Source organism: Sphingomonas hankookensis, from assembly GCF_028551275.1.
GTDB classification, from domain to species: domain Bacteria; phylum Pseudomonadota; class Alphaproteobacteria; order Sphingomonadales; family Sphingomonadaceae; genus Sphingomonas; species Sphingomonas hankookensis_A.
This window is the reverse complement of sequence record NZ_CP117025.1, coordinates 860,863-885,450: the sequence shown is the minus strand read 5'-3', so window position 1 is coordinate 885,450 and position 24,588 is coordinate 860,863. Positions and strand designations below refer to the sequence as shown.

The 24,588-nt window shown below is 67.1% G+C and carries 19 protein-coding genes; 8 read left to right on the top strand and 11 right to left on the bottom strand.

Features of this window, described 5'->3' with window-relative positions:
* The first annotated feature begins 339 nt into the window (after positions 1–339).
* Positions 340–1,341 carry a threonine aldolase family protein gene (locus tag PPZ50_RS04265; RefSeq protein WP_066688896.1) on the top strand — a complete coding sequence of 334 codons (1,002 nt, stop codon included), beginning with the start codon at positions 340–342 and terminating at the stop codon, positions 1,339–1,341.
* On the top strand, positions 1,338–2,249 hold the full coding sequence (locus tag PPZ50_RS04260) for a DMT family transporter (RefSeq protein ID WP_066688898.1): 912 nt from the start codon (positions 1,338–1,340) through the stop codon (positions 2,247–2,249). Before PPZ50_RS04265 ends, PPZ50_RS04260 begins: the two co-directional genes overlap by 4 nt.
* Here PPZ50_RS04260 and PPZ50_RS04255 read toward each other — a convergent pair.
* The 3 genes from PPZ50_RS04255 to PPZ50_RS04245 all read right to left on the bottom strand — a co-directional run bounded on the left by PPZ50_RS04255 (position 2,159) and on the right by PPZ50_RS04245 (position 6,529).
* Entirely contained in the window at positions 2,159–2,986 is an 828-nt protein-coding gene (locus PPZ50_RS04255; RefSeq protein ID WP_066688902.1) for an NAD(P)-dependent oxidoreductase, read from the bottom strand. The two genes, PPZ50_RS04260 and PPZ50_RS04255, sit on opposite strands and share 91 nt — an antisense overlap.
* Before the next feature lie 120 nt (positions 2,987–3,106).
* Positions 3,107–4,720: a M28 family metallopeptidase gene (locus PPZ50_RS04250; RefSeq protein WP_066688904.1), complete on the bottom strand. Its 1,614-nt coding sequence runs from the start codon at positions 4,718–4,720 to the stop codon at positions 3,107–3,109.
* Positions 4,721–4,855: 135 nt separating this feature from the next.
* On the bottom strand, positions 4,856–6,529 hold the full coding sequence (locus PPZ50_RS04245; RefSeq protein WP_066688906.1) for a M28 family metallopeptidase: 1,674 nt from the start codon (positions 6,527–6,529) through the stop codon (positions 4,856–4,858).
* A 97-nt stretch (positions 6,530–6,626) separates the two neighbouring features.
* Here PPZ50_RS04245 and pepN point away from each other — a divergent pair, with 97 nt between their 5' ends.
* Positions 6,627–9,215, top strand: a complete 2,589-nt coding sequence (gene pepN / locus PPZ50_RS04240) for an aminopeptidase N (protein ID WP_066689025.1) — start codon at positions 6,627–6,629, stop codon at positions 9,213–9,215.
* 115 nt (positions 9,216–9,330) lie between these two features.
* On the opposite strand, the gene PPZ50_RS04235 is transcribed toward pepN, so the two are convergent.
* From PPZ50_RS04235 to pyrE, 8 genes are read right to left on the bottom strand one after another with little or no spacing between them, the layout of a single operon-like run.
* Positions 9,331–10,524, bottom strand: a complete 1,194-nt coding sequence (locus tag PPZ50_RS04235; protein WP_066688907.1) for a glycosyltransferase — start codon at positions 10,522–10,524, stop codon at positions 9,331–9,333.
* Positions 10,525–10,536: 12 nt separating this feature from the next.
* Positions 10,537–11,049, bottom strand: a complete 513-nt coding sequence (locus PPZ50_RS04230; RefSeq protein ID WP_066689027.1) for a DUF2141 domain-containing protein — start codon at positions 11,047–11,049, stop codon at positions 10,537–10,539.
* Positions 11,049–11,963, bottom strand: coding sequence for a hypothetical protein (locus tag PPZ50_RS04225; RefSeq protein WP_066688909.1), 915 nt, complete (start codon positions 11,961–11,963; stop codon positions 11,049–11,051). Before PPZ50_RS04225 ends, PPZ50_RS04230 begins: the two co-directional genes overlap by 1 nt.
* 42 nt (positions 11,964–12,005) lie before the next feature.
* Positions 12,006–12,644: a maleylacetoacetate isomerase gene (gene maiA, locus PPZ50_RS04220; protein ID WP_066688915.1), complete on the bottom strand. Its 639-nt coding sequence runs from the start codon at positions 12,642–12,644 to the stop codon at positions 12,006–12,008.
* Entirely contained in the window at positions 12,641–13,594 is a 954-nt protein-coding gene (gene lepB, locus PPZ50_RS04215; RefSeq protein ID WP_084401361.1) for a signal peptidase I, read from the bottom strand. The genes maiA and lepB overlap by 4 nt, the downstream gene beginning before the upstream one ends.
* A gap of 8 nt (positions 13,595–13,602) precedes the next feature.
* Complete coding sequence (acpS, locus tag PPZ50_RS04210) at positions 13,603–14,010, bottom strand: holo-ACP synthase (RefSeq protein WP_066688917.1); 408 nt, start codon at positions 14,008–14,010, stop codon at positions 13,603–13,605.
* A 7-nt stretch (positions 14,011–14,017) separates the two neighbouring features.
* Entirely contained in the window at positions 14,018–14,746 is a 729-nt protein-coding gene (locus PPZ50_RS04205) for a pyridoxine 5'-phosphate synthase (RefSeq protein WP_066688919.1), read from the bottom strand.
* The gene (gene pyrE, locus PPZ50_RS04200) at positions 14,743–15,324 is read right to left on the bottom strand and encodes an orotate phosphoribosyltransferase (protein ID WP_066688920.1); all 582 of its coding nucleotides are present in this window, start codon (positions 15,322–15,324) and stop codon (positions 14,743–14,745) included. Before pyrE ends, PPZ50_RS04205 begins: the two co-directional genes overlap by 4 nt.
* 204 nt (positions 15,325–15,528) lie before the next feature.
* Here pyrE and coxB point away from each other — a divergent pair, with 204 nt between their 5' ends.
* The 5 genes from coxB (at position 15,529) to PPZ50_RS04175 (ending at position 24,275) form a co-directional block, all read left to right on the top strand.
* Positions 15,529–16,725 carry a cytochrome c oxidase subunit II gene (gene coxB / locus PPZ50_RS04195; protein ID WP_066688921.1) on the top strand — a complete coding sequence of 399 codons (1,197 nt, stop codon included), beginning with the start codon at positions 15,529–15,531 and terminating at the stop codon, positions 16,723–16,725.
* Between the two features lies 1 nt (position 16,726).
* Complete coding sequence (ctaD, locus tag PPZ50_RS04190) at positions 16,727–18,376, top strand: cytochrome c oxidase subunit I (RefSeq protein ID WP_066688922.1); 1,650 nt, start codon at positions 16,727–16,729, stop codon at positions 18,374–18,376.
* Between the two features lie 265 nt (positions 18,377–18,641).
* On the top strand, positions 18,642–20,411 hold the full coding sequence (locus PPZ50_RS04185) for a DUF1800 domain-containing protein (protein WP_272815718.1): 1,770 nt from the start codon (positions 18,642–18,644) through the stop codon (positions 20,409–20,411).
* Entirely contained in the window at positions 20,408–21,799 is a 1,392-nt protein-coding gene (locus tag PPZ50_RS04180) for a DUF1501 domain-containing protein (RefSeq protein ID WP_232307875.1), read from the top strand. Before PPZ50_RS04185 ends, PPZ50_RS04180 begins: the two co-directional genes overlap by 4 nt.
* A 169-nt stretch (positions 21,800–21,968) precedes the next feature.
* Entirely contained in the window at positions 21,969–24,275 is a 2,307-nt protein-coding gene (locus PPZ50_RS04175) for a TonB-dependent receptor (protein ID WP_066688923.1), read from the top strand.
* Positions 24,276–24,588 lie beyond the last annotated feature (313 nt).

The window sequence follows — 24,588 nt, the reverse complement described above, 5'->3', positions numbered from 1 at the left end:
GACGCAACGCCGGCGCGTCCATCCCGAACGCCAGCGCCAATAGCCTCCCGCCTCCGCGGGAGTGACGATGGCGGGAAAGCACCCCCCCCGCCACCCCGGGCTCGACCCGGGGTCCCGCTTCTTCCGCGACCGTCGAACCGGAAGCTCGACGTCTCACCGACCGCACCCCCGCGCAGGCGGGGGGCCAGCGCCAGCCAGACCGAAGCGTTGCGCATGTCACCCTGGATCCCCGCCTGCGCGGGGATGTGGCAGCGCGCCGGAGCCACGCCCTGCGCCGGGATAGCGAACGACTCCGCACCCCCGGTTGACCCCCAACCCCGATCCGCCCAAGGCATTGGCATGCGCTTTTTTTCCGACAACGCCGCCCCCGCCTGTCCCGCCGTCCTCGACGCGATCGTCGCCGCGAACGGACAGGACACCGCCTATGACGGCGACGCGCTGAGCCGCCGCCTCGACGCGCGCTTCGCCGACCTGTTCGGCTGCGAGGTGGCGGTGCTGTGGGTGCCGAGCGGCACGGCGGCCAACTGCCTCGCGCTGACCGCGATGTGCCCGCCGCATGGCGGCATCGTCTGCCACGCCGAAGCGCACATCCAGAATGACGAGGGCGGCGCCCCCGAATTCTACACCCATGGCGCCAAGCTGATGCTGCTGGACGGCGACGGCGCGAAGCTCGACGCGCCGACCATCGACGCCTTCCTGTCGACCATCCGCGACGACGTACATCAGGTGCAGCCGCACGCCGTCTCGATCACCCAGGCGACCGAGGCCGGCCGGGTCTATACCCCGGACGAGGTCGCCGCGATCGGCGCGCTCGCCAAGGCCCGCAACCTCGGCCTGCACATGGACGGCGCCCGCTTCGCCAACGCTATCGCCCATCTCGGCTGCACCCCCGCCGACGTGACGTGGCAGGCGGGCGTCGACGCGCTGTCGTTCGGCTTCATCAAGAATGGCGGCATGTCAGCCGAGGCGCTGGTCTTCTTCCGCCCCGAACTCGCCAAGGTCGCCCGCTATCGCCGCAAGCGTGCCGGGCTGCTCGCGTCGAAGGGCCGCTTCCTCGCCGCGCAGCTGCTGGCGATGCTCGACGGCGATGTCTGGCTCGCCAATGCCCGCGTCGCCAATGCCGGGGCGGCGATGCTGGCGCAGGCAGCGGGCGACCGGCTGGTCCATGCGGTCGAGGCGAACGAGGTGTTCCTGCGCCTTACCGCCGACGAAGCCGCCGCCCTGCGCGCGCAGGGGTTCGATTTCTACGACTGGGGCGTGGGACAAGCGCGACTGGTGGTGGCATGGGATCAGGACGCGGCGACCGTCGCCCCGCTGGCACAAGCGATCGCCGCGCTATGAGCGACACCCCGCGTTCGGCGACCCCGGCGGTCCTGATCCCCTTCGCCATCGTCACGCTGATCTGGGGATCGACCTGGATCGTGATCCGCGACCAATTGGGCGTGGTGCCGGCGTCGTGGTCGGTCACCTATCGCTTCGTCATCGCGGGCGTGACGATGCTCGCCTGGGGCTGGTGGCGCGGCGACCGGGTGCGGCTCGACCGGCGCGGCTGGCTGTTCGCCGCCGGCCTTGGCCTTGCGCAATTCTGCCTCAACTTCAATTTCGTCTACCGCTCCGAACAATATGTCACCTCGGGGCTGGTCGCGCTGATGTATGCGCTGCTGGTCGTGCCCAATTCGATCCTCGCGCGCATTTTCCTCGGGCAGCGCATGGGGCGGCAGCTGCTGGTCGGATCGGCGATCGCGCTGGCCGGCGTCGCCCTGCTGTTCCTCCACGAAGCGCGCGAGCATCCCGAAAACGGCCCGGCGGTCGTGCTGGGGCTGGGCATTGCGCTCGCCGGCGTGTTCGCGGCATCGGTCGCCAACGTCATGCAGGCGACACCGACCGCGCGGGCCTATCCGATGGTGCCGCTGCTCGGCGTCGCGATGCTGATCGGGGCCGCCATCGACGCCGCCTATGCCAGCCTGACCGTCGGGCCGCCGGTGTTCGACTGGCGCTGGTCCTATGTTGGCGGGCTGCTCTACCTCGGCATCATCGCCTCGGCGGTCGCCTTCACCTTGTATTACGGGCTTATTCGCACGATCGGCCCGGCCAAGGCGGCCTATAACGGCGTCGTCGTGCCGGTCATCGCGATGCTGCTGTCAACTTTGTTCGAAGATTATCGCTGGTCGCCACTCGCCGGGGCGGGTGCGGCGCTGGCCTTGGCCGGGCTGGTGGTGGCGCTCAAGGCGCGCAGACCGAACCGGTAATCGGGATAGTCGGGCGCCCAGCCCAGCAGCCGCTTCGCCTTGCCGTTCGCCACCCGCCGGTTCTCGCCATAAAAGGCCCGCGCCATCGGACTCAGCGTCTCCAGGGGCACGAACGGCGGCGGCGCCACGCCCAGCAGCCGCGCGGCATATTCCACCACTTCGTTCTGCGACGCCGGCAGATTATCGGATACGTTATACGATCCTGCCGGTTTTGTGAGGCCATACGCCACACCTTTGGCAACATCCGCCACGTGCACCCGGCTGAACACCTGTCCCGGACAATCGACCCGGTGCGCCTCCCCCGCCGCCACCCGCTCCAAGGGCGATCGTCCCGGCCCATAGATGCCCGGGAGCCGGAACACCCGCGCCCCCAGCGCCAGCCATGCCGCATCCGCCGCATTGCGGTTCGCCCGCCGCCCGGCGATCGGCGCACTCTCATCGACCCAGCCGCCGCCGGCATCGCCATACACCCCGGTCGACGACAGATAGGCGAGCGTCCGCCCGCCCAGCACGTCGCGATACCGTTCCAGCACCGGATCGCCGTCCTTGTCCGGCGGCACGCTGGACAGGATCGCGGTCGCCTGTTCCGCCTCGAACCGCACCCGGTCGCGGTCGGCAAAGGCGATGCTGCCGTCGCGCCCGTCCCGCGTCGTGCCCACGACCCGCCAGCCCCTAGGCTCCAGCCGCGCCGCAATCGCCCGCGACGTATATCCCAACCCGAAGATCAGCAGGCGCACAGCGATACTCCAGCTACGCCGTACCCCCGCAGGCGGGGGTCCAGGATTACGATCGAAACGGCGTCCTGCCTGGCTCTGGACCCCCGCCTGCGCGGGGGTACGGCAGCGGGCCGCTCAGGCTCACTTCGCCCCATAACCGTTATACAACACCCCGAAATAATCGCCCTTGTTCCACCGTGGCCGCGCATCCGCATCGGCCAGGTCGAGCGCGATGTCGTGGTTGATCGCAACGAACATCCGCCCTGCCGTCCAGTCGAACGTCTGGTTCATGTCGTCGCCCGGCTGGTGATAGCGATGCTCCAGAAAATCGGCGACCGCCGCCTTGCCCGGCCCCTTCCATCCGGTGTCGAGCGACACCGCCGGAATCCCCGCCTTGACGAAGCTGTAATGGTCGGACCGCACGAAGATCGCCTCTTCCGGCTCGGGATCGGGGCTGAGCGCAATCCCGCGCTTGCCCGCCGCCCGCGCCACCGCCTGCGCCACGGTCGAATGGTCGGCACCGATCGCGACCATGTCTTCGAAGCGATAGGACAGGATCGGCATGTCGAGATTGACGTCGGCGACGATCGACCCCTGGGGCACGGTCGGGTGCAGCGCGAAATATTCGCTGCCGATCAGCCCCTTCTCCTCGGCCGTCACGCTGACGAAGATCAGGCTGCGGCGGGGCTTGCGCGGATCGGCGGCGAATTGCTTCGCCACTTCGATCATCGCCGCCGTGCCGACGCCATTGTCCATCGCCCCGTTGTTGATCCGGTCCGCGCCCTTGGGCAGCGTCGGATCGGTCGAGATGCCGATATGGTCGAGATGCGCCGACAGCGCGACATATTCGCCCTTCAGCGCCGGATCGCTGCCCGGCAACACGCCGACGACGTTGCTGCTGGTGAAGCGCGTCACCCTGGAGCGCTGCTTCGTCGACACCCGCACGCCGGTGGCGCCGCGCGGCATCGCCTGTCCGGCGGCATCCGCCTTCACCACCGCGGCCCAGTCGAGCGCCGATCCGGTGAACAGCTTGGCGGCCCCTGTCGCGCTGAGCGACGCGATCGACGGCGCGCCGCTGCCCGCGACATGCGGACGCCCGTCCTTGCCGACCCACGTCATGCGTGGGCTGCGATAGACCGACATCAGATAGCTGAAGGGATAGCGATGCGTCTGTTCGGTATTCTCGATCTGGATCACGCCGATCGCGCCCTTGGCCGCCGCCGTCGCCCGTTTGGTATCGCCGCTCGCCAGATGCGCGCGGATCTCGCTCGGCAGGCTGGCCGGCGCGCCATAGAGATAGGCGACGATCTTGCCGCGCACGTCCAGCCCGGCATAATCGTCGATGCCGTTCGCCGCATCGACCACGCCGCGCCCGACGAACACCACCTCGCCCGACCGGCGGAAATCGGGTTCGAGGAAGCTGGTCGAGGTCAGATAATCGCTGCCGAAGGTCAGTGCCGGCCGCCCGGCGGCGGTCAGGCTCCCCTTCCCCGCCGGCACGGCCGAGGCGAGCGGCACGCTCTGCAGATAGGTGCCGTTGTCGCCCGCCGGTTGCAGGCCGGCGGCGCGCATCTGCTCGGCGACATAGGCGGCGGCACGATCATATTCGGGCGTACCGGGCGCGCGGCCCTTCATGTCGTCCGACGCGAGGAACGCGACATGCGCCCGCATCGCCGCCTCTTCCGGGGTCAGGGGCGCGGTCTGGGCAAGGGCGCCCGTAGATGCCAGCAACAGTGCAAGCGGAAGAAGGCGCATGAAAATCCTCAATCACGTCATCCAAATTCGTCATCCCGGCGAAGGCCGGGATCCACCGTGCCGCATAACCGAACGCTTCGGCGCTTGCGGAACCTTGGATCCCGGCCTTCGCCGGGATGACGTGGCTAGCCGGGGTTACTTCGCGCCGTACCCGTTATACAGCGTGCCGAAGAAATCGCCCTTGTTCCACGCCGGCCGCTGGGCTGCGTCGGCGATGTCGCGGGCGATCTGGTAATTGACGTTGATGAAGCGTTCGCCCGATTCCCAATCGATCGGCGGGCTCTGCACCACCTCGTCCGATGGCTGGTGGTAATTATTGGCGAAGAACGCATCGACCGCCGCCTTGCCCGGCCCCGACGTGCCCGGCCACAGGAACACCGACGGCACGCCCTGCTGCACGAACCGATAATGGTCCGACCGCACGAACAGCGCCATGTCGGGCATCGGATCGGGGGAGAAGGCCGCGCCCGCCGTCGTCGCCGCACGCTTCACGATGTCGCCCAGGCTCGATCGCACCGCGCCGAACGCGATGACGTCGCTGAACTTGTAGGTGATGATCGGCATGTCCAGATTGACGTTGGCGACCATCCGCGCCTTTCCGATCGTCGGATTGTTGGCGAAGTAATCGGAACCGACCAGCCCCTTCTCCTCCGCCGTGACCGCCAGGAACAGGATCGAGCGGCGCGGCGCCTTGCCCGCCGCCTTGAACCGCTTGGCCTCCTCGATCAGCGAGGCGATGCCGACCGCATTGTCCATCGCCCCGTTATAGATCGTGTCGCCCTTCTTGTTCGGCGTGCCGACCCCGACATGGTCGAGATGGGCCGACAGGATGACCGTTTCCGGCGCGACGGCCGGATCGCTGCCCGGCAGGATGCCGGCGACGTTGTAGCTCGGCAGCGGGGTGGTGACCGTCTTGATCGCCACGTCGAGACGCGGCTTCAGCGTCAGCCCGCGGAACTTGCCCTTGCCCGACAGCGCGCTCGCCGCCTTGGCCCAGCTGGTGCCCGAACCGGCGAACAGCTTTTCGGCACCGGCCGCGCTCAGCGTCGCCAGAGTCGGCACGCCGCCGCCGATGATGTGCCCCTTGCCGTCGGCCTCGGCCCAGGTGACGCTGGTCGGCTGGGCGGTGGCGACGGTCTTGGCCATCGGCATCCGCGCGGAAACCTCCGGGGTCTGGAGCGCGATGATGCCGACCGCGCCCTTTGCCCTGGCGATCCCCGCCTTGGTCGGCAGGCCGCCGAAATGCGCCGCTTCCTCGCTGTCGAGGCCGCTGGGCGCACCGCGCACCACCGCCACGATCTTGCCGCGCACGTCGAGGCCCGCATAGTCGTCGCGGGTCGGCGACGACACGCCGTAACCGACATAGACCACCGGCGCCGCCAGCGTCGTCTCCGCCGACGCCGGATTGACCCCCGGCAGATAATCCTGGCCGAAGGTCAGCGCCTGCCCGTTCAGGCTCAGCTTGCCCATGTCCGCCGGGCCGACCTTGATCAGCGGCACCTTCTGCAGATAGCTGCCATCGTCGCCCGCCGGGCGCAGCCCCGCCGCATAGAATTGCGACGCGACGTAATTGGCGGCGATATCATATTCGGGCGAGCCGGCGTCGCGACCGCGCATCGCATCACTCGCCAGGAACATGACATGCGCCTTCATCGCCGCCTGCGCGGGCGGCAGGACGGCGTTCAGCTCGGCATTGCGCGCTTGGCTTTCCGCGGCGGTGGGGGCGGCGGGAGCGGGAGCCGGCGGCGCATCCTGCGCGATAGCGGCGGTGCTGATGAGAAGACCGAGCAACAAGGCTGGACGGAACATTGGAATCCTTCGACAAGCGACCATAGATACAGGCGTAGCTTGTGCCGTGGCCCCGCGCAACGCGGGCGCCGACATGGATTGAGAGTCGAGGATAATGATGGTCGATGCGACGCGTACCCCGATGACCCCGCCCGTCATCCGCCGCAGCGATTATCGCCCGCCGGCATGGCATGTGCCGGAAATCGCGCTGGATTTCGATCTCGATCCGCAGGCGACCCGCGTGACCGCCACGCTGTCGGTGACCCGGAACGGCGAAGGTCCGTTGCGACTCGACGGCGACGGATTGACGCCGCGATCGGTGTTGGTCGACGGCACGCCGCACAATGATTGGCGGCTGGAGGATGGCGCGCTGGTGCTCGACCTGCCCGGCGACGCCCATGAAATCACCACCGAAGTCGTCATCGAACCGCAGGCGAATACCCAGCTGATGGGCCTCTACGCCTCGGGCGGAAACCTGTGCACCCAGTGCGAGGCGGAGGGCTTCCGCCGCATCACCTTCTTCCCCGACCGCCCCGATATCCTCAGCCGCTACCGGGTACGGATGGTCGCGGACAAGGCGCGCTTCCCGGTACTGCTCGCCAATGGCGATCCGGTCGCGTCCGGCGATCTGGGCGACGGCCGCCACTGGGCGGAATGGTCGGACCCCTTCCCCAAGCCCTGCTATCTCTTCGCGCTGGTCGCCGGCGACCTCGTCGCCAATCGCGCGCAGTTCGTCACCGCTTCGGGCCGCGAGGTGCAGCTCGGCATCTGGGTCCGCGCGCCCGATCTGGCGAAGACCGACCATGCGATGCGCGCGCTCAAGACCTCGATGGCGTGGGACGAGCGGGTCTATGGTCGCGAATATGACCTCGACGTGTTCAACATCGTCGCGGTCGACGATTTCAATTTCGGGGCGATGGAAAATAAGGGGCTGAACATCTTCAACAGCCGCTACATCCTCGCCGACCCCGATACAGCGACCGATTACGACTATGATGGGATCGCCGCCGTCGTCGCCCACGAATATTTCCACAACTGGTCGGGCAACCGCGTCACCTGCCGGGACTGGTTCCAGCTGTCGTTGAAGGAAGGCTTCACCGTCCTGCGCGACCAGCAATTCTCAGGCGATCAGGGGTCGGCCGCGGTCAAGCGGATCGAGGATGTGCGGTCGTTGCGCGCCTCGCAGTTCCCCGAAGATGCCGGGCCGCTCGCCCATCCGATCCGGCCCGACGCCTATCAGGAGATCAGCAACTTCTACACCGCGACCATCTATAACAAGGGCGCGGAAGTCGTGCGGATGATCGCCACGATCCTGGGGCCGACGGCATTCCGTGCCGGCACCGACCTGTATTTCAGCCGCCATGACGGGACGGCGGCGACCTGCGAGGATTTCGTGGTGGCGATGGAGGATGCTTCGGGCGTCGACCTGTCCGCCTTCCGCCGCTGGTACGAACAGGCGGGTACGCCGCGCGTGTCCGCGACGCTCGAACATTTCCCCGGCGGCGGTCGCGCCACGCTGTCGCTACGCCAGGCGGTGCCGCCGACGCCGGGCCAGCAGACCAAGCAACCGATGGTGCTGCCGCTCAAACTCCGCCTGTTCGGTGCGGAAACCGGCCGTCCCTTGAGCGACGAACGGCTGTTCCTGTTCGATCAGGACGCGGCGACGATCACTTTCGAAACGGTCACCGAACGCCCGGTGCTGTCGATCAATCGCGGTTTCTCGGCGCCGGTGATCGTGGAGACCGATCGGACGTCGGCCGACCTTGCGTTCCTCAGCGCGCACGACGACGATCCCTTCGCCCGCTACGAAGCGATGCAGCAGCTGATGCTCGACACGCTGGTCGCCTCGGTCGCCAGCGGCCATGGCGATCACGCGGCGGTGATCGACGCCATCGCCAACACCTTGGCCGACGACCGCCTCGACCGGGCGTTCGTCGCGGAAGCGGTCCTGCTACCCTCGGACAGCTTCATCGGCGACCAGATGGGCGTGGTCGATCCCGACGCGATCTTTGCCGCGCGTGAGGCGCTGCGCAGCGATATCGGCCGGGCGCTGCTGCCCGAATGGCGCGCCGCCTATGCCGCGACGGAGGCGGATGCGTTCGAATATACTCCCGATGCCAAGGGCAAGCGGCGGCTGCGCACCGTGGCGCTCGGCTATATCGCCGCATCGGGGGCGAGCGACGCCGACGCGATCGCCTTTGCCCAGTTCGAGCAGGCTGACAACATGACCGACCGTCAGGGCGCGTTGATGACGCTGGTCAATTCGGACTCCGACGACCGGATCGCCGCGCTCGACATCTTCTACAACCGCTACCGCGACAATCCGCTGGTGCTGGACAAATGGTTCACCACCCAGGCGCTGTCGACCCGTGCCGATACGTTCGAGCAGGTCGAGGAGCTGGCCGGGCATCGCGACTTTACGCTCACCAACCCCAACCGTGCCCGCGCGCTGATCGGCGCGTTCAGCATGAACCAGAAGGCGTTCCACCGCGCCGACGGTGCCGGATACCGGTTCCTCGCCGACCAGCTGATCGCACTCGACCGGATCAATCCGCAGACCGCCGCCAAGATGCTGCCACCGCTCGGCCGCTGGCGCCGGTTCGACCGCACGCGCGGGGAATTGATGCGGGCGCAGCTCGACCGGATCCTGTCGGTGCCGGGGCTGTCGAAGGATATGCTGGAACAGGTGGGGAAGTCGCTCAGCTGATTCCGAGCAACGGGCGTCATCCCAGCGAAGGCTGGGATCTCTTGGTGACGGCGCGCAGCAGGAGCCGCAAAAGACCCCAGCCTTCGCTGGGGTGACGTCCAGAACCGAGTATCGATTACTTCGCGAACCACTCCGGGAACCGCTGCGCCTTCTCCGCCACCAACCCCTCATAATAGCGCATCAGGTCGACCGCATGGTCGCGGTCGGTCCGGACCCGCGCCGCCGCTTCATTCGCCGCCGCCTTGACCACGTCATAGTCCCGCGCGAACATCCGCTCGATCGCATCCGCCGCCGAGCGCGGATCGCGCGCGGCATAGGTTTCGGCGAATGCCGGCTCGGCGATCTCGGCACAGCCACCCTCGTCCGGCACGATCAACGGCAGGCCCGATGCCAGCCCCTCCAGCCCGACCAGCCCGAACGGCTCGGCATCCGATCCGTGGATCAGCGCGTCGCAGCTGGCCATGATCCGCGCGAGGCGGACGCGGTCATAGACCGGGCGGAACAGCTTGATATGCGGGCTGTTCTTCAACCGGTGTTCCAGGCGCCGGGTATGCACCCCGCTGCCGATCTGGATCATCCCGACGGGCAGATGCTCGCCCGCCATCTCGACCGCGTCGAAGATCATCGGCCAGCGTTTCTCGGCATGGTGTCGCCCCAGCCCCAGCAGCAGATGCCCTTCGGGCGGCAGGCCGAGCTGGTCGAGCAGCGATGCCCGCAACTGCTCGTCGCGATGCTCGGGTGAAAAGAACCCGCGCTGGATGCCGAGCGGCATCGACGCATGGACGGTCAGCCCACGCGCGGCGTGGCGCTTTTCCAGCGCCGGGCCGTTGGTGACGAACGCGTCCATCTTGTCGAGGTAGCGCGCCATGTAGCGCGTCCACCACATGAACGCCTCCTCGATCCGTTCGCGGCTCGCCATCCGTTCGAACCAGCGCAGCGGATAGGCGCCGACATTGTCGTTATGCGCGAAGTACACCTTCACCGCATGGCCGGGCCAGTCGGCGACGATGGTCGCGGGGCGCCACGGACTCGACGCCTCGACCACATCGGGATGCAGTTCGTCGAGCAGGGCATGGATCGCCCCGCCGCGCACGAAGATGCCGTAATTGGGGTCGAGGATCAGCGTCGGCGCCTTGACCCAATGGATGCGCCCGCCGCCGGGCCGCTCCTCGACCGCATTCTCCTTGGCCGGGGCGATGACGATCAGTTCATGGCCCAGCTCGGCCATGATCGTCATCTTGTGGTCGATATAGGTGCGGACCCCCCCGCCGGTCGGCGAGTAGAATTCGTTGACGTCGACGACGCGCATCGGGGGTTCGGCTCAGTCGAGCGGGGCGAAACCGCCCAGCCCGCGCAGATACTGGGCGCGCACCGTCGTGGTCGTGACGCCGGCGGGCACGGTGACGATCGCCTGCGCCAGCTTCGGGCGGGCACGGCCGAGCTTTGCCGGCCCCGGAAAGCCCGCCCCGTCGCGCATGAAATTGAACTTGTTGCGCCCGTCGCGGTCATGGGTGAACAACAGCGCATAGCGGCCGGGCGACGGCGCGCGGATGCACAACTGCACCGCGCCGGATTGGGGCATGGTGGCCCAGACCCGGCGAAAGAACTTGCCCTCCTTGCGCAGGTCGCGGTCGTCCTTCAGGAAATCGTCGTCGTTCGCCGGATAGAGTTCCAGCTTCAGCCGGCCGGTGCGGTCCTTCAGCCCTACCACGTTGACGCGGATCGCCGGCCCCTGGTTCGCATTGCATGCGGCGGCATCGCTGCCGATCGACTGGGCGGCGGCGGGACTGGCCGCGAGCAACGCCGCACCGAGCAGCGTCAGGGGCAATTTCATCATTCTTTCCTTGCGAGCGCAGGAAGCCCGAATGCCGCCATCAGCACCACGTGCGTGAACAGGGTGAGGGTCGCGATGAATGCGACCAGGTCGGACAGGGCTTCGCCATGCCCGATAAACATAATCGCGAAGTTGGCGAAAAGAAGGTCTTTGTTCGGCAACAGCGGCAGGCGCGCCACGACCAGTCGACCCGCAGCAAGGAACAGCCACCAGGTGATCGAGACATTGGGCATCGCGAAATAGCTGGCAATGCCGAACGCCAGCGATCCGAGCACCAGCCGCGCGCAATGCACGCCGAAGATCCAGCGCAGCATGGCGCCCGGCAGCGAAAAGACCCGGCGCGAGAACAGCAGCAGCACGCCCGAAATCCCGACCGCCACCGCCGACGACCATGCCAGCATCCGGAGTTGCGCCGGCGGAAACAGTTCGAACGCGAAGGGCAGCGCTACGCCCAGCATGCCGACCGTCACGATATTGCCGGCAATACCCGACAGGATCGTCACGTCCTTCACCGCGCCGAACGGCGCCGTCACCATCTTCAACCGGGCGCGGGCCCAGGCATAGAAGAACACGTCGCCCGAATAGCCGATGACCACGTCGTTCGCGATCCGCTTGCGCACCAGTGCCCCGAACCCGTCGAACGGCAGCCGCCACAGGCGCCGGAAGATGATGAAGTCGAACAGCGGCGGCGCAAAATAGGCGAGCGCGAAGAACAGATAGAACCACGGCGAATCCGGCGCGGCCAGTTCGACCCCGGCCCAGCCATGGTCGAACAGCTCCCATGACAGCCCGAGGATCATCAATCCGGAAAGGATCGCCCCGAGAATGCGCGGCCAGCGCGGGCGCGACCGGTCGAGCGGCTCCAGCCCGGCAAGGTCGGGACGCGCGTCCGCAGCTTCGGCATCACTTACCATGTCGCGCGACGTCCTACCCGTTCGCGCCCGTAGTCGCCAGCGTCATGCGACCGGCGCCACCGCATCGGGGCGCGCCGCCGCCACCGCGGGCAGCCCAGCCGCCCGCGCATCGATCGCGACCAGCTTCGGCCAGGGCGACAGGTCGAGCTCGAACCGCCGCGCATTGTAGAGTTGCGGCACGAGGCAGCAGTCGACGACGCCCGGCGTCTCACCACCGAAAAAGCCGCGCTCGGGCGCCGCCACCTCCAGCGCCCCCAGCCCTTCTGCAATCCAGTGGCGATACCAGTCGGCTTTGGCGGCAACATCGGCGCCGAACTGTGCCTCCAGCCGCTGCAACACGCGCAGATTGTCGATCGGATGAATGTCGGCGACGATCACCAGCGCCAGCGCCATCGCGCGGGCGCGCTCCAGCGGGTCGGCGGGGAATAGCCGCGGCTCCGGATGCGTCGCGTCCAGCCAGTCGAGAATCGCCAGCGACTGGGTCAGCATCGTGCCGCCGCCGATGTCGAGCGCGGGGATCAGTCCTTGGCGGCTGCGCGCCAGATGCTCGGGCGAGCGCTGCTCACCCTTGAGCAGCGACACCGGCACCCCCTGCCACTCGACCGCTTTCAGGTTCAGCGCGATGCGGACGCGGTACGCCGCCGAGGATCGGTGATAGTCGTAGAGCGTGTAGCCGCTCACTGCCCGTCGCCCCGGGCCGGGACCAGCGAGGTGCCGGCCCGGCCGCTGCGGAACGAGCTGAACCACGTCGCCGGGTTCAGGCTGGTCGTGCCGTCGAGCGAGAAGGTGATGAACTCCGCCCGGCCGCCGATATTCTCCCACGGCACCGGGCCACCCAGCCCACGCTCGGCCTCCGAAAAACGGCTGTCGGCGCTGTTGTCGCGATTGTCGCCCATCAGGAACAGGTGGTTGGCCGGGATCACGATCGCCGGGAAATTGTCGCCCTGAGAATAGCGGAAATCGATCGTGTCATATTGCCGGCCGCTCGGCAGCGTCTCGCGATAGACCGGCAGGCGGCAGAAGGCGCCCTTGTCGGTGCGGACGAGCGCACCCGGATATTGGTCGGGATCGCATTTGGTGTTGGCGTCGACCGGGATCATCGCGTCGCCCATCGCCTTGCGCGGGATGGCGACGTCGTTGATGTAGACGACACCGCCCGCCACCTCCAACCGGTCGCCCGGCAGGCCGATGACGCGCTTGATCAGGTCCGTATTGCTGCCCGGCGGCTTCACGATCACCACGTCGCCGCGCTCGGGCATCGAACCCCAGATGCGGCCATGCCATGCCGGCAGCTGGACGCTCCACGTCTCCTGCGGCTGGCGCAGCACGATGTCGCGGAACATCGCGACCGGATTGGGAATGGTCGGCGACACGAACGACCAGCCATAGGCATATTTGCTGACCACCAGCCGGTCGCCGACGCGCAGGCCCGGCAGCATCGATTCGGACGGGATGTAGAATGGCTTGGCGATAAAGCTGTGGAAGCCCAGCACCACCAGCAACAGCCAGAACAGCCCGCGCAATTCACCCTTCCAGTCGAGCCGCCTGCGGGCAGGCGCGGACGTGTTGGCGGCGGGGGTCGGCTGCGACGGCGCGGGTATGTTGTCCTCCAGCGCCAGATGATCGGCCATCAAACGTCCTACTCTGTCTCGGGCAGCGCCTCGATGATGACGAACGCCTGGGCCCAGGGATGGTCGTCGGTCATCGTCAGATGCACTGTCGCGACGTGGCCCTCGGGCGTCATCGCGTCAAGCCGTGCTTTCGCACCCCCGGTCAGGTGCAGCGTCGGTGCGCCGGAGGGGGCGTTGACCACGCCGATGTCGCGCATGAACACGCCGCGCGAAAATCCGGTGCCGACCGCCTTGGAAAAGGCTTCCTTGGCGGCGAAGCGCTTGGCCAGCGTACCGGCGCGGGTGAAGGGGCGTTTGTCGGCCTTGGCCTGTTCCACGGCTGTGAACACCCGCTGGACGAAGCGGTCGCCGAACCGGTCGAGCGAATTCTGGATCCGCTCGATGTTGCAGAGGTCGGAGCCGAGGCCGAGGATCATGCGAGCGTCACCGCGCGGTCTCCATCAATTCCTTCATCCGCCGCACGACCGGGCCAAGCCCGCCGAAGATCGCCTCGCCGATCAGGAAATGACCGATGTTCAGCTCGCGCACCTGCGGGATCGCGGCGACCGGCATTACATTGTCGAAGGTCAGGCCATGGCCGGCATGGACCTCGATCCCGTTCTTGGCGGCGAGCGCGGCGGCATCGGCGATGCGACGCAGTTCGACGACCTGTTCCTCGCCCGACAGTTCCGCGTACCGCCCGGTGTGCAGTTCGACCACCGGCACGCGGAGCGCCACGGCTGCGGAAATCTGCGCGGCGTCGGGTTCGATGAACAGCGACACCCGCACCCCGGCATCGGCCAGCGCGCGGACCATCGGCGCGAGCTTGTCCTGCTGCCCGGCGACGTCCAGCCCGCCTTCGGTCGTGCGCTCCTCGCGCTTCTCAGGGACGATGCAGGCGGCGTGCGGGCGGTGCTTGAGCGCGATGCCCAGCATCTCCTCGGTCGCCGCCATTTCGAGGTTCAGCGGAAGCGTCAGTTCGCTCGACAGCCGGGCGATGTCGCCATCGGTGATGTGGCGGCGATCCTCGCGCAGATGGGCGGTGATCCCGTCCGCGCCAAATTCCGCCGCCAGCAGCGCCGCGCGCACCGGATCGGGATAGCCCGACCCACGCGCATTGCGCACCGTCGCGACGTGATCGATGTTGACGCCCAGCCGCAGGGGCGCGGTCATGCCGCCCGGCTCCCCGGCTTGATCGCCGGGATCGCGGCGAGGTCGGCGGGCAGTGCGTCGGGGTGATAGCTCGGCACGTCGAGCCGGATCAGCGGGTGGAACGGCACGCCCAGATCGGCGGTGCCGTTCGACCGGTCGACCAGCGACGCGGCAGCGACCACGTCGCCGCCCGCCGCCCGGATCGCGGCGATGGCTTCGCGCGAGGACAGGCCGGTGGTTACCACATCCTCCATCATCAGCACGCGAGTGCCCGGATCGATGCGGAAGCCACGACGCAATTCGAAGGTGCCGGTCGGCCGTTCGAGGAACATCGCGGGCACGCCCAGCGACCGACCCATTTCATGGCCGACGATCACCCCGCCCATCGCCGGCGAGATCACCACGTCGATTCGTTCGCGCAACCCGGCGGGAAAGCGGCTGGCGAGTTCGTCGCACAGCCGCGCGGCGCGGCGCGGGTCCATCAGCACACGGGCGCATTGCAGGTAGCGTGACGACCTGAGGCCCGACGACAGGATGAAATGCCCCTCCAGCAGCGCCTCCGCAGCACGGAATTCGTCGAGGATCGCGTCGTCGTTCATGGGCTGTCGTCCACCGGTTGATTGCGCGCGCCGCTCTAAACCCGCGTAGCGCCCGTTCGCAACCATCGCTTGAGGCCAGGCGACATGCCGCGTATAGCCCGGTGGGTTAGGGTTTCCAAACGCCCGCCGCACGCGACCACGCCGAACAAGAAGCGTGCCGCGTGCCCACTAACGGGGTGACACGACACGATGCGAAGCATTGGGATGAGGATGTTGGTACTTGCGGCCGCCGCCGCGCTGGCCGGGGGCGCCCACGCCGCCGCGCCGAAAGCGGTGACGCCGGGGTCCGGCGAGGTCGCGACCGCGCCGCAGGCGGGCGCACCGCCCCCCGGATCGGCCGCCGCCAACCCGACCGGACAGGCGGCGCCCGCCGCGACCGCCGATGCGCCCGCGCCGGCCGCGGTGCAGGACCCGACGCTCAACAGCGATGGTTCGCCACGCATGATCGCCGTGCCGCATGTCGGTCAGCCGTCCGACCGCGCCGTCGACCTGCAGGCGCAGTTCACGCCGAACGGGCAGGAGGCGAAAGCCTTTCACAACCACATCCTGATGCCGGTGATCGTCGCCATCTCGCTGCTGGTGCTGTTCCTGCTCGCCTATGTCGTGATCCGGTTCCGTGAAAAGGCGAACCCGGTTCCGTCCAAGACGTCGCACAACACCGCCATCGAAATCATCTGGACCGCCGCGCCGGTGCTGATCCTCGCCGCGATCGCGGTGCCGTCGATCGGTCTGCTCGCGCGCCAGTTCAAGCCGGCGCCCGACAATGCGGTGACGATCAAGGCGATCGGCAACCAGTGGTTCTGGTCGTACGAATATCCCGATTATGGCGGCGTGTCGGTGACCGCCAACATGCTGAAGGAACGCAACGAGGTCGCCGCCGGACAGCGGTATCGCACCGATGCCGATGGCCCCCGCCTGCTGGCGGTCGACAACCGGATCGTGCTGCCGGTCGGCGTGCCGATCCGCCTGATCACCACCGCGACCGACGTGATCCACAGCTGGGCGATCCCCGCTTTCTGGGTAAAGCTCGACGCAGTGCCGGGACGGCTGAACGAGACCAGCTTCACCATCGACAAGCCCGGCCTGTATTTTGGCCAATGCAGCGAACTGTGCGGCGCGCGCCATGCGTACATGCCGATCGCGGTCGAAGCCGTGCCGGTGGCGCAGTTCAACCAGTGGATCCAGGCCAAGGGCGGCACGCTGCCCGGCGCCGCCGAAGCCGCCGCGCCCAGCAACGCCGTGATCCCGCAGCCGGGCGCCGATACCGCCGACGCCACGTCGGCGGCGGGCAACACCGCCAGCGACGCGGGCACCCCGGTGGTCAACGCGACCGAAGCCGCCTCTCCCTCCACCCAGCGCGCCACCGGCAACGGCGGCGGCGTCGGCAATGTGGACCAGTAAGATGACCGATACCGCCCTTCCCGGCCATAACGCGTTCGCGCACGACGATCATGCGCATCATCATGACGCGGACCACAAGCCGGGCTTCTTCGCCCGCTGGTTCATGTCGACCAACCACAAGGACATCGGCACGCTGTACCTGATCTTCGCGATCGTCGCGGGGATCATCGGCGGTGCGATTTCGGGCATCATGCGCCTCGAGCTGGCCGAACCGGGCATTCAGTGGCTGCCCTGGCTGTCGGGCCATGAAGGCGATCAGGCGCTCCATTTCTGGAACGTGCTCATCACCGCCCACGGCCTCATCATGGTGTTCTTCATGGTGATGCCGGCGATGATCGGCGGGTTCGGCAACTGGTTCGTGCCGATCATGATCGGTGCGCCGGACATGGCGTTCCCGCGCATGAACAACATCTCGTTCTGGCTGCTGATTCCCGCCTTCCTCCTGCTGCTGGGCAGCACGATGTTCGGCGGCGGCGCCGGCACCGGCTGGACGGTCTATGCCCCGCTGTCGACCTATGGCGAACCGGGGCCGAGCGTCGACATGGCGATCCTGTCGCTGCACCTGGCCGGTGCGTCGTCGATCCTGGGCGCGATCAACTTCATCACTACCATCTTCAACATGCGCGCGCCGGGCATGACCCTGCACAAGATGCCGCTGTTCGTATGGTCGGTGCTGGTCACCGCCTTCCTGCTGCTGCTGGCGCTCCCCGTGCTGGCCGCCGCGATCACGATGCTGCTGACCGATCGCAAGTTCGGCACGACCTTCTTCGATCCCGCCGGCGGTGGCGACCCGATCCTGTACCAGCACCTCTTCTGGTTCTTCGGTCACCCCGAAGTCTACATCATGATCCTGCCGGGCTTCGGCATCATCAGCCACATCGTCGCGACGTTCAGCAAGAAGCCGGTGTTCGGCTATCTCGGCATGGCCTATGCCATGGTCGCAATCGGCGCGGTCGGCTTCGTCGTGTGGGCGCACCACATGTTCACCACCGGCCTCAGCGTGAATACCAAGATGTACTTCACCGCCGCCACGATGCTGATCGCGGTGCCGACCGGCATCAAGATCTTCTCGTGGATCGCGACGATGTGGGGCGGGTCGCTCCGTTTCCCCACGCCGATGCTGTGGGCGATCGGGTTCATCTTCATGTTCACCGTCGGCGGCGTGACCGGCGTGGTGCTGGCCAATGGCGGCGTCGACGACGTGCTGCACGACACCTATTATGTCGTCGCGCACTTCCACTACGTGCTGTCGCTGGGTGCGGTGTTCGCGCTATTCGCCGGCTTCTACTACTGGTTCCCGAAGATGTCGGGCCGGATGTACAACGAACTGCTCGGCAAGCTGCACTTCTGGGTGTTCTTCATCGGCGTGAACGTCATGTTCTTCCCGATGCACTTCCTCGGCACGCAGGGTATGCCGCGGCGTTACCCGGACTATCCGGACGCCTATGCCTTCTTCAACCATATCGCCTCGGCCGGATACGGCATCATGGCGCTGGGGATGGTGTTCTTCTTCGTCAACATCGTCATCTCGCTGATGGCCGGACGCAAGGCGGCGGACAATCCGTGGGGCGAAGGTGCCACGACGCTGGAATGGACGCTCAGCTCGCCCCCGCCCTTCCACCAGTTCGAAACCCTGCCCAAGATCGACTGATCTTCATTGCAGCATCGAAACGAAAGGACGCCCCGGAGCAATCCGGGGCGTTTTTCTTTTGGTAACGGCAAAGACGGTAATGGTGTTCAGCGCCTTTCTGCCGCTGCAAGCTCAGTACGATATCGTAATGATTATTTGCCAGGCCTTGGAACAATTCGCACCTGACGCGCGTTGTTGCGCATTTTTTTCAGACGAATCATTCCATTAAGCATTTCCCAACCATAACGGCGCTACCACCGCGGGCAGGGTGCGTAGGGGAATGCCGATGTTGGGCGATCCGTCGAGTTTTGACGATTTGGAAGGAGAGACGCTTTCAGGGTCGGACGGCGAGGGCCATCCCGCGCCAAAGCCCCGAACGCGGCTCGAAACCCACGGAATAGTAAGTGCGTCGGCCCTGCTGGCGGCATGCGGGTCCGACGGGTCGAGCGGCAGCGGCAGCGGACTGGTGACGGTAACGAACCCGACGCCTGCCCCAACCCCCACGCCCAGCCCCACCCCGACCGTCGCTGCGCTGACCGCACAGGGCGCCAGCCGCTTTCTGGCGCAGGCGACGATGGGTGCGACCCGCGCCTCGATCGATGCGGTGCTGAACAGCGGCATCGCCGGCTGGATCGACGCGCAGTTCGCCCTGCCGCGCGATACCAGCCATTGGGACTGGCTGATGGCCAAGGGGTTCAACGACGCCGCGGTCAACGCCAACCTCAACGGCCAGAACGGCTATGACGCCAGCGTCTGGCGCCAGGCGATCGCCGGCAACGATCCGTTGCGGCAGCGTGTGTCGCTGGCGCTGCTCGATTTCCTCGTCGTCGGGATCGGCGGGCTGAACATGCCGTGGCGCGCCTTTTCGATGGGGGCGTATCATGACGTGCTGCTGGAGCATGCGTTCGGCAATTATCGCGACCTGCTGGGTGCGGTCGCGCTCAGCCCGGCGATGGGATCGTTCCTGAGTTCGGCGGGCAGCCGCAAGGCCGATGCGTCGAACGGGTCGATGCCCGACGAGAATTTCGCGCGCGAGCTGATGCAGCTCTTCACGCTCGGCGTCTATCAGCTCGAACAGGATGGCAGCGTCCGCACCTCGAACGGCGTGCCGCTCGAAACCTATACGCTGGACGATGTGTCGCAGCTCGCGCGGGTGTTCACCGGGCTGAACACGGTCGATTTCGACAACAGCACCCCGGCACGGATGCGCACGCCGATGCGGATCTGGGTCACCGCCAACGAAACCGGATCGGCGACCTTTCTGGGCGCGACGGTGTCGGGCGGCGGGATGGCGGCGGTCAATGCCGCGCTCGACATCCTGTTCCGCCATCCCAACATCGCGCCGTTCGTATCGAAGCAGCTGATCCAGCGGCTGGTGACGTCGAACCCCAGCCGCGGCTATGTCGGACGGGTCGCCGCCGCCTTCGCCAATAACGGCAGCGGCGTGCGCGGCGACATGAAGGCGGTGATCCGCGCGATCCTGCTCGACCCCGAAGCCCGCGACGATGCCGCAGCCTTGGCCAGCACGACCGCCGGGCGGCTGCGCGATCCCGTCCAGCGCCTGACCAACTGGGCGCGCGCGTTCGGCGTCACGTCGCCGAGCGACGCCTGGGCGATCGGCGATACCAGCAACACGACGCTGCGGCTGGGCCAGTCGATCGGCCGCGCGTCCAGCGTATTCGGCTTCATGCGGCCGGGCTATTCCCCGCCCGGCACCGCGATGGCGCAGGCCGGGATGACCGCGCCCGAGTTCCAGATCGCGACCGAACAGACCAACATCGCCTATATCAACTATATGCAGTCGCTGGTCGGCGGCGGCACCGGCGATGTGAAGGCCGATTATGCGCCGATGATGGCGCTGGCGTCGGACAGCCAGAAGCTGGTCGACGAGGTCAACCTGATCCTTGCCGCCGGACAGCTGCGCGGCGCGACCGTCACCGCGATCCGCACCGCGGTCGACAGTATCCCGCTGACCGCAAACAACGCGACGCTCAACCGCACGGGGGCCGCGATCCTGCTGACCCTCGCCTCGCCCGATTATCTGGTGCTGAAATGAACGCTCCGACGATGCTGCACGACGTCTCGCGCCGCGCCTTTCTGCAACGCACCGCCGCGCTCGGCATGGCGGGGGTCGCCGCACCGTTCGTCACCAGCCTGGGCGCGATCGGCGAGGCGGCGGCGGCGACCGCCACCGATTACAAGGCGCTGGTCTGCATCTTCCTGCAGGGCGGCAACGACCATTACAACACGCTGGTCCCCTATGACCCGACGTCGCACGGGCAATATCGCACCGCGCGCAGCACCGTCGCGCTGGCGCGCGATGCGTTGCAGGCGACGGCGCTGCTGCCCGACAACGACCTGGGCGGGCGGGCCTATGCGCTGGCGCCGACCATGGCGAAGCTCAACCCGCTGTTCGATGCGGGGCGGCTGGCGGTCGCGCTGAACGTCGGGACGCTGATCCAGCCGACGACGCGCGCGCAATATCTGAACAAGTCGGTGCGCGTGCCGCCCAAGCTGTTTTCGCACAACGACCAGCAGAGCTTTTTCCAGGCCTCCAGCCCGGAAGGCGCGGCATCGGGCTGGGGCGGGCGGATCGGCGACCTGTACCAGTCGGGCAACGGGTCGGCGACGCTGACCTGCATCAACGCGTCGGGCAATGCGGTCTTCCTGACCGGGCGGCAGGCGATCCAGTATAATGTCGGCACCGGCGGCCCGGTATCGCTGCTGCGCGGGGCGACGTCGCTCTACGGATCGGCGACCGCGGCGCAGACGCTGGCGCGGCTGATGTCCGAAACTAATCCGCACATGTTCGCTAGCGAATATGCGCGGGTGAACAAGCGGGCGATGGATACCCAGGCGCAACTGGCCAATGCGCTGGCCGGCGTGCCCGAATCGACACTCAACCTGTTCCCGACCGGCAATTCGCTGGCCGACCAGCTGCGGATGGTCGCGCGGATGATCGCCATTTCGGGCCAGATCGGTGCGAAGCGGCAGATCTTCTTCGTCGCGATGGGCGGGTTCGACCTGCACGACAATCTGGCGACGTCGCAGCCGGTGCTGCTCGGGCGGCTGGCCGATGCGATGCGCGCGTTCCACGACACCACCGCCGCGCTGGGCGTCGCGGACAAGGTGACGACCTTCACCGGGTCCGATTTCGGCCGGACGCTGACGTCGAACGGCAATGGCGTCGACCATGGCTGGGGGTCGATGCACTTCGTCATGGGCGGCGCGGTGAAGGGCAAGCGGCTCTATGGCGCGCCGCCGGCGATCGGCCACAATACCAGCGACGATGTCGGCCAGGGGCGGCTGATCCCGACGATGGCGGTCGATCAATATGCCTCGACGCTGGCGCGGTGGTTCGGCGTGTCGGACGGCGACCTGTCGACCGTACTGCCCAATATCGGCAATTACGACCGGTCGAGCTGGTCGCAGGGTTTCGTCTGAGCGCAGCGGACCGATGGCTGTCATCGAAACGAAATAAAATACGCCTAGCGCGCGCGGCAGGGACGGCCCGCGGCGCGATGCGAGCAGATTACCGCCCGGTGGTTCGGGGGAACCGCCGGGCGGCTTTGCGTTGGCGTTCGGGCGGTCGACCACAGGGAAGGAAAACCCAATGAAGACCCGCCTGCCGCTGCTCGTCAGCGCCGCGTTCGTCGCGCTCGCGACGCCGGCATTCGCCCAGACCGCCGATGCGCCGACCGACGCGACCTCCGCCACGCCGGGCGAGGATGCCGGTCTCGGCGACATCGTCGTCACCGCCGAACGCCGCGAAGAGCGGTTGCAGAACACGCCGCTGTCGGTCGGTGTCGCGAGCGGCGACGACCTGCGCCAGTTCCAGTCGGGCGGCGAAGACACGCTGCTGTCGCTGTCGGGTCGCATCCCCGGCCTCTATGCGGAGACGACCACCGGCCGCATCTTCCCGCGCTTCTACATCCGGGGTCTGGGCAATATCGACTTCTATCTCGGCGCGTCGCAGCCGGTCACCGTCATCCAGGACGACGTGATCCTCGAACATGTCGTGCTGAAGTCGAACCCGGTCTATGATGTGGCGCAGGTCGAAGTGTTGCGCGGGCCGCAGGGGTCGCTGTTCGGCCGCAACACCACCGCCGGCATCATCAAGTTCGATACGATCCGCCCGACGGCCACCTTCCAGAGCCGCGCACAGGCGTCGTACGGCACCTATAACAGCGCCAGCTTCGACGCCGGGGTCGGCGGGCCGATCGCCGACGGGCTGATGGTGCGCGTGTCGGCGCTGGTCCAGCACCGCGACGACTGGGTCGACAACAGCTATACCGGCTTCAGCGCCGACAATACGCAGACGCCCAAGAAGAACGCGATGGGCGGCTTCGACGACCGCAACCTGCGCCTGCAGCTGCGCGCGCAGCCGACAGATGCGATCACCCTCGACCTGTCGGGCCATGCCCGCTGGTATGAGGGCACCTCGACCATCTTCCACCGCGCGGCATTGAAGCGCGGGTCGAACGACGTGTCGGCGGAACCCCGCGACCGCGTGGCGCTGGACGAAGGCGGCAACAATCCGCAGGCGTACAACACCTATGGCGCATCGGCTCGCGCCGCGTTCGATTTCGGTCCGGTCGAGCTGACCTCGATCACCGCGTACGAAACGACCAGCGGCTATAGCCGGGGCGATACCGATGGCGGCGCGGCGGCGCTGTTCCCGGTGAACGGCGTGCCCAACGGCTTCGGTCAGAGCCGCGGCAACATCCGCGACCTCGACCAATGGTCGCAGGAACTGCGCCTTGCCTCGACCGGCAGCGGCCCGTTCGGCTTCCAGCTCGGCGGTTTCTATTTCGACAATCGCGACGTCACCGAATTCTACCAGCGCGGATTCTTCCTGACGACGGCAGCGCGCAATCCCAACAACTGGGTCCGGCTGCGGGATACCAACACGTCGTGGGCGGCGTTCGGACAGGCGCATTACGACTTCACCGACCGGCTGACGCTGACCGCCGGTGCGCGCATCACCGAAGATACGAAGCGCACCCGGCTGGTGAAGACGGCCAACACCGCGGCGAACGTCGTCACCTATCGCGGTCGCACCGACGTCAAGCTGTCGTCGACCGAACCCAGCTGGGACGTCAGCCTGCTGTACAAGGCGAGCGACGAATTGAGCCTGTATTCGCGCGTCGCGCGCGGCTTCCGCGGGCCGACGATCCAGGGGCGCTCGGCGGTGTTCAACGCCGATTTCACCACGGCGGATTCCGAAACGATCCTGTCGTTTGAAACCGGGTTCAAGAGCAACCTGCTCGACAACACGCTGCGACTGAACGCCACCGTCTTCGGCTATCGGGTCAAGGACATCCAGCTGAACGGCAATGATTCGAACGGCAACGGCGTGCTGTTCAACGCCGACAAGGCGCAGGCATACGGCGTCGAAGCCGAGCTGGACTGGAAGCCGGTGCCGCAGCTGACGCTGGGCCTGGGCGGCAGCTGGCTGCATTCGGCGATCCGCGACAAGCGCGTGTTCGCGCAGGTCTGTGCGCTGAACGGACAGGTGGTCTGCACCGTATACAACCCGACGATCCGCGTCGGCGCCAACACCTTTGCCCAGATCGACGGCGAACCGCTGCCCAATGCGCCCGAATATACGCTCGACCTGACCGCGCGCTGGGATCAGCCGCTCAACGACGGGTCGCGGGTGTTCATCGCCACCGACTGGAATCTGCAGGGCTATACCCAGTTCACCCTGTACCGGGCGCCCGAATTCACCGCGAACGGCAATTTCGAAGGCGGGCTGAAGATCGGTTACGCTCCGCCGTCCGACGCGTGGGAACTGTCGGTGTTCACGCGCAACATCACCAACGAAAAGAACCTGAAGGGCGTGATCGAGAATTACATGGCCGCGGTGTTCAACGATCCGCGGATCATCGGTGTCTCGCTGTCGGGCAGGTTCCGGTAAGGGGCTGAGCGCTTCCCCCCGTTCGTCATTCCGGCGGAGGCCGGAATCCATGGATGGGGGGACGGTCGCGGTTCTTTCGACAGCTTCCGACACAATGGATCCCGGCCTTCGCCGGGATGACGGGGTGGGATGGTAAGGTCTCGCCCTACCCCCATCGTCACCCCCGCGCAGGCGGGGGTCCATAACCGCTGGCGCTGGTTGGGAATCATGGACGTTGCGTCTATGGATTCCCGCCTTCGCGGGAATGACGACGGGGGTGGGCACCGCGAACCTCACACCCGCTTTCCCCCGCCCGCACAACTCTCTATACAGC